Genomic DNA, 15138 nt, shown 5'->3' on the forward strand with positions numbered 1-15138 from the left:
GCCGGCGGGCCGTAGACGAGCGCGCACTCTATCACAGCGCAAGGCTCTAACCGGGGAGCGGGTTATACCGAAAAAATATACCGATATAGCCTTCAGCGCTCAGTCCCGCCAGTGCTTTGCGCCCGGTGACGAGGCGCCTCGGGAAGGCGCTGAACCCCATCGGCTCGCCCCCTGGGAGGCCACCGCTCGACATTGGCGCGCAAGGCTGAAGGATTTTTCCTGCAACAGTCTCGCAATGTCCCGGCTTGTGCCCGCGCGGCACTGCGCTAGCATAGCGGGCACGTTTTCCTGCCCCAGAAGATTTCCCATGCGCCGCATCGCTTTCGCCCTGCCTTTACTCGTCCTGATCTCTGCGTGCAGCAGCAAACCGACTCCCGCACCACAACCGGCCCAGAAGCCCAAGACGCCCACCCTGATCACGCCCAGCGCCCACCCGGCGTTCGGATCGGTGCAGCCGATCACCCCGTTGCGCGGCGACTACGCGAACAATGCCAACGCCAATCGCTTCATCGACATGATGGTGAGCAAGCACGGCTTCAATCGGCAGGACCTGCACGATCTGTTTGCGCAGACCCAGGAACTGGACTGGGTGATCCGCCTGATGGACCGCCAGGCACCGACCTACACCCCGCCCAGCGGCCCGAACGGCGCCTGGCTGCGCTACCGGAAGAAGTTCATCACCCCGGATAACGTGCAGAAGGGCGTGCAGTTCTGGAACGAATACGAAGCGGACCTGCAACGCGCCTCGCGCACCTATGGAGTACCACCGGAAATCATCGTCGGCATCATCGGCGTGGAAACCCGCTGGGGCCGCGTGATGGGCAAGACGCGGATCATCGACGCGCTGGCCACCCTGTCGTTCTCCTACCCGCGCCGCGCCGAATTCTTCAGCGGCGAGCTGGAGCAGTTCCTCCTCCAGGCGCGCAAGGAAGGCGACAACCCGCTGGAGATGCGCGGTTCCTACGCCGGCGCCATGGGCTACGGGCAGTTCATGCCCTCCTCCTTCACCCAGTATGCGGTGGACTTCGACGGCGACGGCCACCGCGACCTGTGGAACCCGCGCGACGCCATCGGCAGCGTGGCCAACTACTTCAAGCAGCACGGCTGGGTCACCGGCGATGCGGTGGCGATCCCCGCCATCGGCCAGGCCCGTTCGCTGGAAGACGGCTTCAAGACCCAGTACTCGATCAGCGCACTGTCCGCCGCCGGCCTGCGCCCGCAGGGCTCACTGGGCAATCACCAGACCGCCAGCCTGCTGCGCCTGGACATGGGCAACACCTACCAGTACTGGTACGGCCTGCCGAACTTCTACGTGATCACCCGCTACAACCACAGCACGCACTACGCCATGGCAGTGTGGGAACTGGGCAAGGCGGTCGACCGACAGCGCCACGGTTACCGATAATCACGTTTACAGCCACGACAAAGGCCGGCTCACAGAGCCGGCCTTTTTCATTTCTGTTTTCGGATGCAGGCTAGGGTGATCGAGCAGCGGGCTCTTTGTAGGAGCGAGCTTGCTCGCGAACGGGGTTTCCTGCCGCCTCAGCGCCGGGCGGGTTCGCGAGCGAGCTCGCTCCTACAGGTCCCCCTGCACGGCCTGGCGCTTGGCCTGAACGTCATCAGGCGGGATTCGGGCAATCGATGAACAGGTGCTCGATGGCAAAGCGCTTGGCCAGGTAATCCCCCAGCGCCTGCACGCCATAGCGCTCGGTGGCGTGATGGCCGGCGGCGATGAAGCTGATGCCGTTCTCCCGCGCGCTGTGCACGGTCTGCTCGGAGACTTCGCCGGTCAGATAAGCATCGACGCCCGCGGCGATCGCCTGGTCGATGTAGCCCTGGGCGCCACCGGTGCACCAGGCGATGCGACGGATCGGCTGGCCGCCATCCACCAGCAGCGGCTCGCGGCCCAGCACGTCGCGCACGTGAAGCGCCAGGTCGCTCGGCAGCATGGGTTCGGCCAGCGAGCCGACCAGGACGATGGAGCGCGGATTGCCGGGCTCAAGCGGCCCTTCGATCTCGAAACCGAGCTGGCGACCGAGCTGCACGTTGTTGCCGACTTCGCCGTGCAGGTCCAGCGGCAGGTGATAGGCCAGCAGGCTGATGTCATGGCTCAGCAGGGTCTTCAGGCGCCGCTGCTTCATGCCCACCACGCGGGCATCCTCGCCCTTCCAGAAATAGCCGTGGTGGACCAGCACCACATCGGCGTCCGCTTCCACGGCGGCATCCAGCAGCGCCTGGCTGGCGGTGACACCGGAAACGATGCGCCGCACTTGCGGGCGGCCCTCGACCTGCAGGCCGTTGGGGCAGTAATCCTGAATCTTCGCCGCGTCCAGAAAACGGTCGGCTTCCTCGACCAGCGTGCTCAGTGCGATAGCCATCGAAATTCCTCCAACATCGGCTGCGAGCGTCTATTTTCTTGGCTCGCCGCCCGTATAATGGCCGCCACCCTATCGGCCATCCCCCGGCCAAGCAACCCCAAGGATTTTCTTCGATGCTGAAGGCCCTGCGTTTCCTCGGCTGGCCCGTGCTGGTTGGCGTCCTGTTGGCGCTGCTGATCATCCAGCATAACCCGCAATGGGTCGGCCTTCCGCAGCAGGAAGTGCACCTGCAACAGGCCCCGCTGCTCAGCCGCCTGCAGCAGGGCCCGGTCAGCTACGCCGACGCCGTGACCCGCTCCTCGCCGGCCGTGGCCAACCTCTACACCACCAAGATGGTCAGCAAGCCGAACAACTCGATGCTCGACGACCCGCTGTTCCGGCGCTTCTTCGGCGATAACCTGCCGCAGCAGAAGCGCATGGAGTCGAGCCTGGGTTCGGCGGTGATCATGAGCCCCGAAGGCTACCTGCTGACCAACAACCACGTGACCTCCGGCGCCGACCAGATTGTCGTGGCCCTGCGTGACGGTCGCGAGACCATCGCCCGCCTGGTGGGCAGCGATCCGGAGACCGATCTGGCGGTCCTGAAGATCGACCTCAAGGACCTGCCCTCGATCATGCTCGGCCGCTCCGACGGCATCCGTACCGGCGACGTCTGCCTTGCCATCGGCAACCCCTTCGGCGTCGGCCAGACCGTCACCATGGGCATCATCAGCGCCACCGGCCGCAACCAGCTCGGCCTGAACACCTACGAAGACTTCATCCAGACCGACGCCGCGATCAACCCCGGCAACTCCGGCGGTGCGCTGGTGGACGCCAACGGCAACCTGATCGGCATCAACACCGCGATCTTCTCCAAGTCCGGCGGCTCCCAGGGCATCGGCTTTGCTATCCCGACCAAGCTGGCCCTGGAGGTCATGCAGTCGATCATCGAGCACGGCCAGGTGATCCGCGGCTGGCTCGGCGTCGAAGTGCAGCCGCTGACCCCGGAACTGGCCGAATCCTTCGACCTCAAGGACAAGGCCGGCATCGTCGTCGCCGGTGTTTACCGCGACGGCCCCGCCGCCAAGGCCGGCCTGCTGCCGGGCGACATCATCCTGAACATCGATGGCGAGGCCGCCAGCGATGGCCGCCGCTCGATGAACCAGGTAGCGCGCACCAAGCCGGGCGAAAAGATCACCATCGAAGTGCTACGCAACGGCAAGCCGGTAACGCTCAACGCCGAAGTCGGCCTGCGTCCGCCGCCGGCCCCCAACGCCAACTGATACTGCAATGAAAAACGGCGCCTGAAGGCGCCGTTTTTCTTTACCGCGATGACTTTACAGTTTCAGCCGCAGGGCCTCGATCAGAGCCTGGTTCTGCTCCTCAGTGCCGATGCTGATACGCAGGAACTGATTGATCCGCTGCTGCTTGAAGTGGCGCACGATCACGCCTTCCTCACGCAGCGCTGCAGCCAGTTCGGCGCCGTCACGCTGCGGGTGGCGGGCGAAGATGAAGTTCGCCGCCGACGGCAGTACGTCGAAGCCCAGGGTCTTGAGTTCGGCCACCAGCTTCTCGCGGCTGTGGATAACTGCATTGCGGGTCTGCTCGAAGTAGGCCTGATCCTCGAAAGACGCTACTGCACCAGCTAGCGCCAGGCGGTCCAGCGGGTAGGAGTTGAAGCTGTTCTTCACCCGCTCCAGCGCCTCGATCAGGTCTTCATGGCCGACCGCGAAGCCGACCCGCAGGCCCGCCAGGGAGCGCGATTTGGACAGGGTCTGCGCCACCAGCAGGTTCGGGTAGCGGTTGACCAGGGAGATCGCGGTCTCGCCGCCAAAGTCGACGTAGGCCTCGTCCACCAGCACCACGCTGTCCGGGCTGGCTTGCAGCAGGCGTTCGATGGCTTCGAGCGGCAGCAGGCAACCGGTGGGCGCGTTGGGGTTGGGGAAGATGATGCCGCCGTTCGGGCGCGCATAGTCCTCGACGCAAATCTGGAACTGCTCGTCCAGCGGCAGCGCCTCGGACTCGATGCCGTAGAGGCCGCAGTAGACTGGATAGAAGCTGTAGGTCACGTCGGGGAACAGCAACGGCTTGCCGTGCTGGAACAGCGCGTGGAAAGCGTGGGCCAGGACTTCGTCCGAGCCGTTGCCGACAAAGACCTGGGAGGTCTTCACGCCGTGGTACTGGGCGATGGTCTGCTTCAGGCGGTCGGCATTCGGATCCGGATACAGGCGCAGCGTGTCGTTCAGCTCGGCCTGGATCGCGGCGACCACCTTCGGCGACGGGCCGTAAGGGTTCTCGTTGGTGTTCAGCTTGACCAGCTTCGCCAGCTTGGGCTGCTCGCCCGGAACGTAGGGCACCAGTTCCTTGACGAAGGGACTCCAGAATTTGCTCATGGGTTACTCACTCTTGCCGTCAAGGATGCGGAACTCTGCACTGCGCGCGTGGGCGGTCAGCGACTCGCCACGAGCCAGGATCGAAGCGGTCTTGCCCAGCTCGGAAGCGCCCGGCGCGGAGCAGAAGATGATCGAGGAGCGCTTCTGGAAGTCGTACACACCCAGCGGAGAAGAGAAACGCGCGGTGCCGGAGGTCGGCAGCACGTGATTCGGGCCGGCGCAGTAGTCGCCCAGCGCCTCGGCGGTGTAGCGGCCCATGAAGATGGCACCGGCATGGCGAATCTTCGGCAGCCAGCTTTCCGGGTCGGCCACTGACAGCTCCAGGTGTTCCGGGGCGATGCGGTTGGCAACCTGGCAGGCCTGCTCCTGGTCGGCGACAAGGATCAGCGCGCCACGATTGGTCAGCGAGGTGCGGATGATCTCGGCGCGCTCCATGGTCGGCAGCAGCTTCTCGATGCTGGCGGCGACTTTATCCAGGAAAGCGGCGTCCGGGCTGACCAGGATCGACTGGGCGTCCTCGTCGTGCTCGGCCTGGGAGAACAGGTCCATGGCGATCCAGTCCGGATCGGTGCCGCCATCACAGACCACGAGGATTTCCGACGGGCCGGCGATCATGTCGATGCCGACCTGGCCGAATACGTGGCGCTTGGCGGTGGCGACGTAGATGTTGCCCGGACCGACGACCTTGTCCACCTGCGGCACGCTCTCGGTGCCATAGGCCAGCGCGGCCACGGCCTGCGCACCGCCGATGGTGAAGACGCGGTCGACGCCGGCGATGCAGGCGGCGGCCAGGACGATTTCATTGATCTCCCCGCGCGGAGTCGGCACCACCATCACCACTTCGGCGACGCCGGCGACCTTGGCCGGAATGGCGTTCATCAGCACGGAAGACGGGTAGGATGCCTTGCCGCCCGGCACGTACAGGCCGGCGCGGTCCAGCGGGGTGACCTGCTGGCCGAGCACGGTGCCGTCGGCTTCGGTATAACGCCAGGAGTCCTGCTTCTGCTTCTCGTGGTAGCTGCGTACGCGCTCGGCGGCGACCTCCAGAGCTTCGCGCTGAGCCGGGGTGATTCGGGTCAGGGCCAGTTCCAGGCGCTCGCGCGGCAGGATCAGGTCGGCCATTGACTTGGCTTCGACGCCGTCGAATCGCTGGGTGAACTCCACCACCGCGGCATCACCGCGCTTGCGCACGTCGGCAATGATGTCCAGTACGCGCTGGTTCACCGACTCGTCGGAGACGCTTTCCCAGGAGAGCAGATGGTCCAGATGACGCGCGAAGTCCGGATCGGCGGCGTTGAGTCGACGGATAGCGAAGGGTGCGGTCATAGCTGGCCTCTTTAATTGGCATGATCTCGGGCGCCGCAAGACTATCAAGCCTTCCGTGCGGGCACCCGAGAAAATTTGGCTATGACACGGATAGGCGGGCGCGGCGGGAAGGCCGCGCTAAGGATTACGCCCGGTGTCGAGACTCCACTGCTTCGCGCAGGGTGTCGATCAGCGCCTGGATGCGAGCATGCTGCATCTTCATCGAAGCCTTGTTCACCACCAGGCGCGAGCTGATGTGCGCGATCAGCTCCTGGGGCTCCAGGCCATTCGCACGCAGGGTGTTGCCGGTGTCGACCACGTCGATGATCTTGTCGGCGAGGCCGATCAGCGGTGCCAGCTCCATGGAGCCGTACAGCTTGATCACGTCGACCTGGCGGCCCTGTTCGGCGTAGTAGCGCTTGGCGACGTTGACGAACTTGGTGGCCACGCGCAGGCGGCCCTTGGGCTCCGGCGCGCCGACCGCACCGGCGGTCATCAGCTTGCAGTTGGCGATCTTCAGGTCCAGCGGCTCGTACAGGCCCTGGCCACCGTACTCCATGAGCACGTCCTTGCCCGCCACGCCGAGGTCGGCGGCGCCATGCTCGACGTAGGTCGGCACGTCGGTGGCGCGCACGATCAGCAGGCGCACGTCATCGAGGGTGGTGGGGATGATCAGCTTGCGGCTCTTGTCCGGATTCTCGGTCGGCACAATGCCCGCCGCTGCAAGCAGCGGCAGGGTGTCGTCGAGGATACGGCCCTTGGACAGGGCAATCGTCAGCATTGTCTGATTCTGCCTCAGCCCGGCACGCGGCGAATCTTCGCCCCGAGCAGTTGCAGTTTCTCTTCGATGCACTCGTAGCCACGGTCGATGTGGTAGATGCGGTCAATCATGGTGTCGCCTTCGGCCACCAGGGCGGCGATCACCAGGCTGGCGGAAGCACGCAGGTCGGTCGCCATGACCGGTGCGCCCTTGAGCTGCGGAACGCCGGTGACGATGGCAGTGTTGCCTTCGACCAGGATCTGCGCGCCCATGCGGTTCATTTCGTAGACATGCATGAAGCGGTTCTCGAACACGGTCTCGATGACCGCGCCGGTGCCTTCGGCGATGGCGTTCATGGAGATGAACTGGGCCTGCATGTCGGTCGGGAATGCCGGGTACGGCGCAGTGCGGATGTTCACCGCCTTCGGCCGGTTGCCCTTCATGTCCAGCTCGATCCAGTTGCTGCCGGTGGTGATGTGCGCACCGGCTTCGACCAGCTTGGCCAGCACCGCTTCGAGGATGGTCGGATCGGTGTCCTTGAGCTTGACTCGGCCACCGGTGGCTGCCGCAGCGGCCAGGTAGGTGCCGGTCTCGATGCGGTCGGGCATGACGTTGTACTTGGCGCCGCCACCCAGGCTTTTTACACCGTTGATCACGATGGTGTCGGTGCCGGCACCCTGCACATCACCGCCCATGGCGTTGATGAAGTTGGCCAGGTCGACGACTTCGGGCTCGCGCGCGGCGTTCTCCAGTACGGAGCGGCCATTGGCCAGTGCTGCGGCCATCATGATGTTCTCGGTACCGGTCACGGACACGGTATCGAAGAAGAAGTGCGCGCCACGCAGGCCACCGGCCGGGGCCTTGGCCTTGATGTAGCCGCCTTCGACGGAAATCTCTGCGCCCATGGCCTCCAGGCCACGGATGTGCAGGTCCACCGGACGCGAGCCGATGGCGCAGCCGCCGGGCAGCGCGACTTCGGCTTCGCCGAAACGGGCGACCATCGGGCCGAGCACGAGGATCGATGCACGCATGGTTTTCACCAGCTCGTACGGCGCCACCAGGGTCTTGATGGTGCTGGCGTCGACTTCGACGTTGAGCTTCTCGTCGATGATCGGCTGCACGCCCATGCGGCCGAACAGCTCGATCATGGTGGTGATGTCGTGCAGGTGCGGCAGGTTGCAGACGGTCACCGGGGTGTCCGCCAGCAGGGTTGCGGCGAGGATCGGCAGCGCAGAGTTCTTCGCGCCGGAGATGCGGATCTCGCCATCGAGACGAGTACCGCCGGTAATGATCAGTTTATCCATTGCTATTTTCCCCGTGGGCTCAGGAACGCTCGGCCCAGGCGGCGCGGCTGAAGAATTTCATGGTGACGGCATGGATGGCGCCGGAGGCGATCCACTCGTTCAGGTGGGCATAGATCTGTTGCTGGCGCTTGACCGGGCTCAGGCCGGCGAGCTCGTCGCTGATCAGGTTCAGCTGGAAATTGCAGCCTTCGCCTTCCACTTCGATCTGGGTACCTGGCAGTTTCGATTCCAGGAAGTTTTTGACTTCTACGGCCTGCATGCTCAACCTCGTTCGGCGCCCTACGCGCGCGGGTCGGCCATGATACAAAAAAGCCCCCCGCCTGCGAACCCCGGCAGGGGAAGTCGCGGACGGAGGGCTTTCTCAGTGTTTCAATGCTGTAACGGCAGAATCTCGAGAAGCTCGCCAACCCTGGCGATTTCCTGCATGTCCTTGGGCATGCCGGAGATCTGCAGCGTCTTGCCAGCCTTGCGCGCATCACGGGTGTAGGACAGCAGCAGCGACAATCCGACGCTACTGGAGTGTTCCACCGCCGAGCAGTCCAGGCGCAGCGCCGCGGCCTTGCTGGCGGCTATCAGGCTTCTGCCCTGCTCGCGCAGCGCCGGGCCGGTCCTGTAGTCCAGCACGCCGGCGAGGGCCAGGTCGCCCTCGCTGCGCTCCGTGATACTGCCCTGACTCATTCTGCGCTGCCTTCCGGCTGGCCCTTGGCAGCATCCTTGGCCTTGGCGACTACCTGGCCCCAACCGGCGATGGTCTTCTCCAGGTCGTTGCGGTTCTTCTGCATGGAGTCAGCGAACTGGTCACGGAACAGCTTGCCGATGTTGATGCCGTTGATGATCACGTTACGCAGGCGCCACTCGCCACCCTGGTTGACCATGGTGTACTGCACCGGATAGACGGCGCCATTGCTGCCGACCACTTCCATGTTCACCGAAGCGCGATCCTGCTCCTGCTTGCCGCTGTTCAGCACGCGGATGTCCTGGTTGTCGTACTCCAGCAGCGCATTGCCGTAGAACTGGAACAGGCTGTTCTTGAAGGTTTCCTCGAAGCGCTTGACCTGCTCCGGGGTCGCCTGACGGGAGTACTTGACGGTCATCACGCCCTTGGCGATGCCCTCGGAATCCACGACCGGGCCGAGGATGCGGTTCAGGGTGTCGTAGAACGCCTGGGGATTGGCCTTGTAGCTGGCCTTGTTGGTCTTCAGGTCCGACAGCAGGCTGTCGACGGTCTGCTGCACGACCTGCTGAGCAGTCTGCTCGGCCTGGGCGAACAGCGGCAGGATCGCGAGCAGGACCAGGAAGCCACGGCGCAAGGTTTTCAACATGGAGTGAGCCCTCATTTCTTCGAGTCGTCTTTGTTGACCGTATTCAGCAGGAATTTGCCGATCAGGTCTTCCAGCACGAGTGCCGACTGGGTGTCCTTGATGGTATCGCCATCCTTCAGCAGCTCTTCGTCGCCACCGACACTGATGCCGATGTACTTCTCGCCCAGCAGGCCGGCAGTGAGAATGGAGGCGGTGGAGTCGTCCGGCAGGTTGTTGACCTGACGATTGATCTCCATGGTCACACGACCACGATAGCTGTCATGGTCGAGGTCCACCGCAGTGACCTTGCCGATGGTGACGCCCGCCATGGTGACCTTGCCGCGGACGGTAACGCCGGCGATGTTGTCGAAATAGGCGTACAGCTTGTAGGTATCGCCGGAATTGCCGATGGTCAGTCCGCTGACACGCAGGGCCAGCAGCAGCAGGGCCAGCAGGCCGGCCAGAATGAACAGGCCTACACCGATTTCCAGGGTGCGGGTTTGCATCAGAAGTCTCCAAACATCAAGGCGGTCAGGATGAAGTCCAGCCCCAGCACGGCCAGGGAGGCATACACAACGGTACGGGTGGTGGCGCGGCTGATCCCTTCGGAGGTGGGTTCGCAGTCATAACCCTGGAACACGGCGATCCAGGTTACGACGAAGGCGAACACCACGCTCTTGATCACGCCATTGAGAATGTCCTTGGTGAACTGCACGCTGTTCTGCATGTTCGACCAGTACGAACCGTCATACACACCCAGCCAGTCCACGGCGACCAGGGCTCCGCCCCAGATGCCGACCACACTGAAGATAGCTGCCAGCAGCGGCATCGAGATGAAGCCGGCCCAAAGGCGCGGAGCGATGATGTACTTGAGCGGGTCGACGCCGATCATCTCCAGGCTGGACAGCTGCTCGGTGGATTTCATGTTGCCGATCTCGGCAGTCAGCGCGGAGCCTGCACGCCCGGCGAACAGCAGGCCGGTGACAACCGGCCCCAGTTCACGCAGCAGCGTCAGCGCAACCATCTGGCCGACTGCCTGTTCCGAACCGTAGCTCGCCAGGATGTTGTAGCCCTGCAGGGCCAGCACCATGCCGATGAACAGGCCGGACACGACGATGATCGCGAGGGACAGCACACCCACCGAATACAGCTGCTTGACCAGCAACTGGAAGGCGCCACTGTGCACCCGGCGGCCGAAGATGGCGTGGACCAGAAACAGGCCCGAACGGCCCAGCGATTCGAGGACATCGAGGCCCGCGCGCCCGAGCAGGCGAACTCGCTCGAGCGATGAAGTCTTGCGCATCAACGTTCTCCCAGCAGGTCGGCGCGGTAATCGCGAGCAGGATAGTGGAACGGCACCGGACCATCCGGGATGCCCTTCATGAACTGTCGTACCCGCGGATCATCGAGACCCTGCAGGTCGGCCGGCGTTCCGTGACCGAGCACGCGGCCGTCACCGACGATATAGATGTAGTCGGCGATGCTCGCGGTTTCCGCCAGATCGTGGGACACCACGATGGAGGTGATGCCCAGCGCATCGTTGAGCAGGCGGATCAGGCGCACCAGCACGCCCATGGCGATCGGGTCCTGGCCCACGAAGGGCTCGTCGTACATCAGGATCTGCGGGTCCAGCGCGATGGCGCGGGCCAGCGCCACACGGCGCTTCATGCCGCCCGACAGCTCATCAGGCATCAGTTCCACCGCCCCGCGCAGGCCGACGGCCTGGAGCTTCATCAGGACAATGTCACGAATCATGTCCTCGGGCAGCTCGGTGTGCACGCGCAGCGGGAAGGCGACGTTCTCGAAGACATCGAGGTCGGTGAACAGCGCACCGCTCTGGAACAGCACGCCGAACTGCTTGCGCATGTCGAACAGGTCGCTGCGTCCCAGCTTGGGGAGGTTCTGGCCGTTGACCCACACTTCGCCGCTCGCCGGACGCAGCTGGGCGGCGATCAGTCGCAACAGGGTGGTCTTGCCACACCCCGACGGCCCCATGATCCCGGTGACCTTGCCGCGTGGAATGCGGATGTCCACGTTATCGAAAATCTTACGCGTGCCACGCTTGAAGCTCAGGCCCTTCAGCTCGACCGCGTATTGGTCATTGGTGCTCATAGAACTCCTTTCATCACGGCGCTGTCCGTTGCCCCGTCTGTCATACGGCAGAAACACGGCGCGGCAGGCCGAACGGCCGCGAACTATAACACCCCGTGAAGCCGCGCCCCAAGGGCTGCTAAGCCACTGTTAAGGCTCAGTTCAGCAAAATGCGATCAACATTGAGTTGCCAGTGATGAAGCCTTTGTCGCTTTCCCGTTATAATCTCGCACTTCATTTTGCCCCGCGCCTTTCGAACATGAGCCAGAAACACGATTTCATCCAGTCGGCACAACGCACTATCCGCCTCGAGCGTGACTCGGTGGACGCCCTGCTGCCGCGCATCGGCGCCGATTTTTCGCTGGCCTGCGAGCTACTGCTGAGCTGCAAGGGCCGCGTCGTCGTGGTCGGCATGGGCAAGTCCGGCCATATCGCACGCAAGATCGCTGCCACCCTCGCCAGCACCGGCACGCCGTCGTTCTTCGTGCACCCGGCCGAGGCCAGCCATGGCGACATGGGCATGATCACCAAGGACGACGTTGTCCTGGCCCTGTCCAACTCCGGCTCCACCGCGGAAATCATCACCCTGCTGCCGCTGATCAAGCGCCTGGGCATCACCCTGATCAGCATGACCGGCAACGCCGAATCGCCGCTGGCCAAGGCCGCCGCGGTCAACCTGGATGCCAGTGTCGAGCACGAAGCCTGCTCGCTGAACCTGGCGCCGACCTCTTCCACCACCGTCTCCCTGGTGATTGGCGATGCCCTCGCCATCGCCCTGCTCGAAGCACGCGGTTTCACCGCCGAAGACTTCGCCTTCTCGCATCCGGGCGGTGCGCTGGGCCGTCGATTGTTGCTGAAAGTGGAAAACATCATGCACATGGGTGAAGCATTGCCGCAGGTCTCCCCCGGTACTTCGCTGAGCGGTGCATTGCTGGAAATGACCCGCAAGGGCCTGGGCATGACCGTCATCCTTGGCGAAGACGGCAAGCTCGCCGGGGTCTTCACCGACGGCGACCTGCGTCGCACCCTGGACAAGGGCCTGGACGTGCGCCAGGTGACCATCGACCAGGTGATGACCGTGCACGGCAAGACCGCCCGCCCCGACATGCTCGCCGCCGAGGCCCTGAAGATCATGGACGACCACAAGATCAACGTGCTCGTGGTCGTCGACGACAAGGACCACCCGGTCGGCGTACTGCACGTCCACGACCTGACCCGCGCGGGAGTCATCTGAATGACCGCCGACCTGCTGCAACGCGCGAAATCGGTCCGCCTGGCGGTGTTCGACGTCGACGGCGTGCTCACCGACGGCAAGCTCTACTTTCTGCCAGACGGCGGCGAGTTCAAGACCTTCAACACCCTGGACGGTCAGGGCATCAAGATGCTGATGAACTCCGGCGTGCGCACCGCGATCATCACCGGCCGTTCGAGCCCGGTGGTCGAGCGCCGGGCGAAGAACCTGGGCATCAACCACCTGTTCCAGGGCCGCGAGGACAAGCTGGTCGCCCTGGACGAGTTGCTCACCGAACTGGGTCTAGGCTATGAAGAAGTCGCGTACCTGGGTGACGACCTGCCCGATCTGCCGGCCATCCGCCGCGCGGGCCTCGGCATGGCAGTCGCCAGCGGCGACGCCTTCGTGCGCCAGCATGCCGACGGCGTAACCCAGGCCCGTGGCGGCGAAGGCGCCGCCCGCGAGTTCTGCGAACTGATCCTGCGCGCCCAGGGCAACCTCGAAGCTGCCCAGAACGCGTACCTCTAGAGCCGAACATGCCCAAGACATTCCAACAGAAGCTGTTGTTCGCCCTGATCGCCATCCTGCTGATCGCCCTCGGCTATTACTGGAACGTGCGCCTGGACTTCAACGAGCGGCAGCTCAAGTCGCAGACCAGCGACGCCATCGACTTCTACGTGGTCAACGCCAAGAGCGTTCAGTACCGCATCGACGGCTCCCTCGCCTACGAGATGACCGCCGACAAACTCGAACACCTGAAAGCAACCGACGTGACCCTGGTCACCACGCCTGACCTCTACTTCCACCGGGAGAACGAACCTCAGCCGTGGCATGTCCAGAGCGTTCGCGCCGAAGTGGCCCCCGAAGGCAAGCAGGTCGAGCTGATCGACGACGTGCGTGTTGCGCGCACCGACGCACAGCAACGCACGCTCCTGCTCAACACCTCGCGCATGACGGTGTTCCCAGACAAGGACTATGCGCAGACTGACCAGCCCGTGAAGATCACCGAACCCAACGGTGTCACCACGGCAGTTGGCATGAAAGCGTATCTGAAAGACAGCCGGATGCTCCTGCTGTCCAACGTAAGAGGTCAGCATGAGGCTCGTTAACACCCTCCCCCTTCTTTTCAGCCTCGCCGCCGCTATCGGCAGCACTGCCGCCTGGGCTCTTCCCACCGACCGGGAACAGCCGATCCGGGTCCAGGCCGACAGCGCCGAACTGGATGACAAGCAGGGCGTAGCCGTGTATCGCGGCGACGTGGTGGTAACCCAGGGCAGCATGAAGCTGACTGGCAACACCGTCACGCTCAAGCAGAACAAGAATGGTGACATCGAAGTCGTCACCTCGGTCGGCAAGCCCGCCTACTTCGAACAGAAGCCGGCGCCGGACAAGCAGATCACCCAGGCTTACGGCCTGACGATCCAGTACTTCGTCACCCAGAACCGCGTCGTGCTGATCGACCAGGCCAAGGTGATCCAGGAAGGCAACACCTTCGAAGGCGAGAAGATCGTCTACGACACCCAGCGCCAGATCGTCAACGCAGGCCGCGCCACCGGCTCCCAGGTGACCACGCCGCGCCCGCGTATCGACATGGTCATCCAGCCCAAGAAAAAGCAGGATCAAGCGCAGTAATGGCTACGCTAACCGCCCAGCACCTCGCCAAGAGCTACAAGAGCCGGCAAGTCGTCCGCGACGTCAGCATGAGCATCGAGAGCGGGCAGATCGTCGGCCTGCTCGGCCCCAACGGAGCGGGCAAGACCACCTGCTTCTACATGATCGTCGGCCTGGTTCGCGCCGATCAGGGTGTCGTGCGCATCGACGAGCAGGACGTCACCCACCTGCCCATGCACGGCCGCGCGCGCGCCGGCATCGGCTACCTGCCGCAGGAAGCCTCGATCTTCCGCAAGCTGTCGGTGGCGGACAACATCGGTGCGATCCTCGAAACCCGCAGCGACCTCGATCGTGCCGGCCGCCAGGAAGCCCTGGAGGGCCTGCTCGAGGAGTTCCACATCCACCACATCCGCGACAACCTCGGCATGAGCCTCTCCGGCGGTGAGCGTCGCCGCGTGGAAATCGCCCGCGCCCTGGCCAGCTCGCCGAAGTTCATCCTGCTGGATGAACCCTTCGCCGGCGTCGACCCGATCTCCGTGGGCGACATCAAGCAGATCATCCATCACCTCAAGGCCAAGGGCATCGGTGTGCTGATCACCGACCACAACGTCCGCGAGACCCTGGATATCTGCGAGACGGCGTACATCGTCAACGACGGTCAGTTGATCGCCGAAGGCAGCGCCGAGAGCATCCTCGCCAACGACCTGGTGAAGGAAGTCTACCTGGGCCACGAGTTCCGCCTCTAAGGCCCTGCGCCGCGCCCTGCCTGGGCGCGGCCACCCCGC

18 protein-coding genes are annotated in these 15138 nt (G+C 64.1%); 7 read left to right on the forward strand and 11 right to left on the reverse strand.

Annotated elements, in window-relative coordinates:
• Window positions 1-307 precede the first annotated feature (307 nt).
• The gene (mltB, locus tag G4G71_RS27050) at window positions 308-1405 is read left to right on the forward strand and encodes a lytic murein transglycosylase B (protein ID WP_169941661.1); all 1098 of its coding nucleotides are present in this window, start codon (window positions 308-310) and stop codon (window positions 1403-1405) included.
• Window positions 1406-1619: 214 nt separating this feature from the next.
• Here mltB and G4G71_RS27055 read toward each other — a convergent pair whose 3' ends face one another.
• A complete protein-coding gene (locus G4G71_RS27055) occupies window positions 1620-2378 on the reverse strand; it encodes a Nif3-like dinuclear metal center hexameric protein (protein WP_169941663.1) in 759 nt (252 codons plus the stop codon).
• A gap of 113 nt (window positions 2379-2491) precedes the next feature.
• On the opposite strand from G4G71_RS27055, the gene algW reads away from it, so the two are divergent.
• A complete protein-coding gene (algW, locus tag G4G71_RS27060; RefSeq protein WP_054906610.1) occupies window positions 2492-3640 on the forward strand; it encodes a Do family serine endopeptidase AlgW in 1149 nt (382 codons plus the stop codon).
• A 54-nt stretch (window positions 3641-3694) separates the two neighbouring features.
• Here the strand turns inward: algW and hisC are convergent, their stop codons facing one another.
• The 10 genes from hisC to G4G71_RS27110 form a co-directional block, all read right to left on the reverse strand.
• Window positions 3695-4750 (reverse strand): histidinol-phosphate transaminase, encoded by a 1056-nt coding sequence (gene hisC / locus G4G71_RS27065; protein ID WP_169941666.1) that lies wholly within the window; start codon window positions 4748-4750, stop codon window positions 3695-3697.
• A gap of 3 nt (window positions 4751-4753) precedes the next feature.
• Window positions 4754-6076 (reverse strand): histidinol dehydrogenase, encoded by a 1323-nt coding sequence (gene hisD / locus G4G71_RS27070; protein WP_169941668.1) that lies wholly within the window; start codon window positions 6074-6076, stop codon window positions 4754-4756.
• 124 nt (window positions 6077-6200) lie between these two features.
• The gene (gene hisG, locus G4G71_RS27075; protein ID WP_169888221.1) at window positions 6201-6836 is read right to left on the reverse strand and encodes an ATP phosphoribosyltransferase; all 636 of its coding nucleotides are present in this window, start codon (window positions 6834-6836) and stop codon (window positions 6201-6203) included.
• Window positions 6837-6850: 14 nt separating this feature from the next.
• Window positions 6851-8119, reverse strand: coding sequence for a UDP-N-acetylglucosamine 1-carboxyvinyltransferase (murA, locus tag G4G71_RS27080; RefSeq protein WP_054906613.1), 1269 nt, complete (start codon window positions 8117-8119; stop codon window positions 6851-6853).
• Between the two features lie 19 nt (window positions 8120-8138).
• Window positions 8139-8378, reverse strand: coding sequence for a BolA family protein (locus G4G71_RS27085; protein ID WP_017518139.1), 240 nt, complete (start codon window positions 8376-8378; stop codon window positions 8139-8141).
• Between the two features lie 110 nt (window positions 8379-8488).
• Complete coding sequence (locus G4G71_RS27090) at window positions 8489-8797, reverse strand: STAS domain-containing protein (RefSeq protein ID WP_169941670.1); 309 nt, start codon at window positions 8795-8797, stop codon at window positions 8489-8491.
• Window positions 8794-9441 carry a Tgt2/MlaC family protein gene (locus G4G71_RS27095; RefSeq protein WP_169941672.1) on the reverse strand — a complete coding sequence of 216 codons (648 nt, stop codon included), beginning with the start codon at window positions 9439-9441 and terminating at the stop codon, window positions 8794-8796. The genes G4G71_RS27090 and G4G71_RS27095 overlap by 4 nt, the downstream gene beginning before the upstream one ends.
• Before the next feature lie 11 nt (window positions 9442-9452).
• Window positions 9453-9926: an outer membrane lipid asymmetry maintenance protein MlaD gene (gene mlaD, locus G4G71_RS27100; RefSeq protein WP_169941674.1), complete on the reverse strand. Its 474-nt coding sequence runs from the start codon at window positions 9924-9926 to the stop codon at window positions 9453-9455.
• A complete protein-coding gene (mlaE, locus tag G4G71_RS27105; RefSeq protein WP_169941676.1) occupies window positions 9926-10723 on the reverse strand; it encodes a lipid asymmetry maintenance ABC transporter permease subunit MlaE in 798 nt (265 codons plus the stop codon). The genes mlaD and mlaE overlap by 1 nt, the downstream gene beginning before the upstream one ends.
• A complete protein-coding gene (locus tag G4G71_RS27110; protein ID WP_169941678.1) occupies window positions 10723-11532 on the reverse strand; it encodes an ATP-binding cassette domain-containing protein in 810 nt (269 codons plus the stop codon). The genes mlaE and G4G71_RS27110 overlap by 1 nt, the downstream gene beginning before the upstream one ends.
• Window positions 11533-11770: 238 nt before the next feature.
• Between G4G71_RS27110 and G4G71_RS27115 the strand changes: the two genes are divergently transcribed.
• Genes G4G71_RS27115 through lptB form a run of 5 tightly spaced genes read left to right on the forward strand, consistent with a single transcriptional unit; the run spans window position 11771 to window position 15099 of the window.
• Window positions 11771-12745 (forward strand): KpsF/GutQ family sugar-phosphate isomerase, encoded by a 975-nt coding sequence (locus G4G71_RS27115; protein ID WP_169941680.1) that lies wholly within the window; start codon window positions 11771-11773, stop codon window positions 12743-12745.
• Window positions 12746-13270 carry a KdsC family phosphatase gene (locus G4G71_RS27120; RefSeq protein ID WP_169941682.1) on the forward strand — a complete coding sequence of 175 codons (525 nt, stop codon included), beginning with the start codon at window positions 12746-12748 and terminating at the stop codon, window positions 13268-13270.
• A gap of 8 nt (window positions 13271-13278) precedes the next feature.
• A complete protein-coding gene (gene lptC, locus G4G71_RS27125) occupies window positions 13279-13851 on the forward strand; it encodes an LPS export ABC transporter periplasmic protein LptC (protein WP_169941684.1) in 573 nt (190 codons plus the stop codon).
• Complete coding sequence (gene lptA / locus G4G71_RS27130; RefSeq protein ID WP_169941686.1) at window positions 13838-14374, forward strand: lipopolysaccharide transport periplasmic protein LptA; 537 nt, start codon at window positions 13838-13840, stop codon at window positions 14372-14374. The genes lptC and lptA overlap by 14 nt, the downstream gene beginning before the upstream one ends.
• Entirely contained in the window at window positions 14374-15099 is a 726-nt protein-coding gene (gene lptB, locus G4G71_RS27135; protein ID WP_037009811.1) for an LPS export ABC transporter ATP-binding protein, read from the forward strand. The genes lptA and lptB overlap by 1 nt, the downstream gene beginning before the upstream one ends.
• The last annotated feature ends 39 nt before the right edge of the window (window positions 15100-15138 follow it).

Source organism: Pseudomonas multiresinivorans (assembly GCF_012971725.1).
In the GTDB taxonomy this organism is placed as follows: domain Bacteria; phylum Pseudomonadota; class Gammaproteobacteria; order Pseudomonadales; family Pseudomonadaceae; genus Pseudomonas; species Pseudomonas multiresinivorans.

Bases quoted from the DNA above. Each gene is read 5' to 3' on its own strand.
- lptB (WP_037009811.1), top strand. From the start codon at position 14,374: ATGGCTACGCTAACCGCCCAGCACCTCGCCAAGAGCTACAAGAGCCGG.
- mlaE (WP_169941676.1), bottom strand. From the start codon at position 10,723: ATGCGCAAGACTTCATCGCTCGAGCGAGTTCGCCTGCTCGGGCGCGCG.
- G4G71_RS27085 (WP_017518139.1), bottom strand. From the start codon at position 8,378: ATGCAGGCCGTAGAAGTCAAAAACTTCCTGGAATCGAAACTGCCAGGT.
- hisD (WP_169941668.1), bottom strand. From the start codon at position 6,076: ATGACCGCACCCTTCGCTATCCGTCGACTCAACGCCGCCGATCCGGAC.
- lptC (WP_169941684.1), top strand. From the start codon at position 13,279: ATGCCCAAGACATTCCAACAGAAGCTGTTGTTCGCCCTGATCGCCATC.
- murA (WP_054906613.1), bottom strand. From the start codon at position 8,119: ATGGATAAACTGATCATTACCGGCGGTACTCGTCTCGATGGCGAGATC.
- lptA (WP_169941686.1), top strand. From the start codon at position 13,838: ATGAGGCTCGTTAACACCCTCCCCCTTCTTTTCAGCCTCGCCGCCGCT.
- hisC (WP_169941666.1), bottom strand. From the start codon at position 4,750: ATGAGCAAATTCTGGAGTCCCTTCGTCAAGGAACTGGTGCCCTACGTT.
- G4G71_RS27120 (WP_169941682.1), top strand. From the start codon at position 12,746: ATGACCGCCGACCTGCTGCAACGCGCGAAATCGGTCCGCCTGGCGGTG.
- mltB (WP_169941661.1), top strand. From the start codon at position 308: ATGCGCCGCATCGCTTTCGCCCTGCCTTTACTCGTCCTGATCTCTGCG.
- G4G71_RS27090 (WP_169941670.1), bottom strand. From the start codon at position 8,797: ATGAGTCAGGGCAGTATCACGGAGCGCAGCGAGGGCGACCTGGCCCTC.
- G4G71_RS27055 (WP_169941663.1), bottom strand. From the start codon at position 2,378: ATGGCTATCGCACTGAGCACGCTGGTCGAGGAAGCCGACCGTTTTCTG.
- G4G71_RS27095 (WP_169941672.1), bottom strand. From the start codon at position 9,441: ATGTTGAAAACCTTGCGCCGTGGCTTCCTGGTCCTGCTCGCGATCCTG.
- mlaD (WP_169941674.1), bottom strand. From the start codon at position 9,926: ATGCAAACCCGCACCCTGGAAATCGGTGTAGGCCTGTTCATTCTGGCC.
- G4G71_RS27115 (WP_169941680.1), top strand. From the start codon at position 11,771: ATGAGCCAGAAACACGATTTCATCCAGTCGGCACAACGCACTATCCGC.
- G4G71_RS27110 (WP_169941678.1), bottom strand. From the start codon at position 11,532: ATGAGCACCAATGACCAATACGCGGTCGAGCTGAAGGGCCTGAGCTTC.
- algW (WP_054906610.1), top strand. From the start codon at position 2,492: ATGCTGAAGGCCCTGCGTTTCCTCGGCTGGCCCGTGCTGGTTGGCGTC.
- hisG (WP_169888221.1), bottom strand. From the start codon at position 6,836: ATGCTGACGATTGCCCTGTCCAAGGGCCGTATCCTCGACGACACCCTG.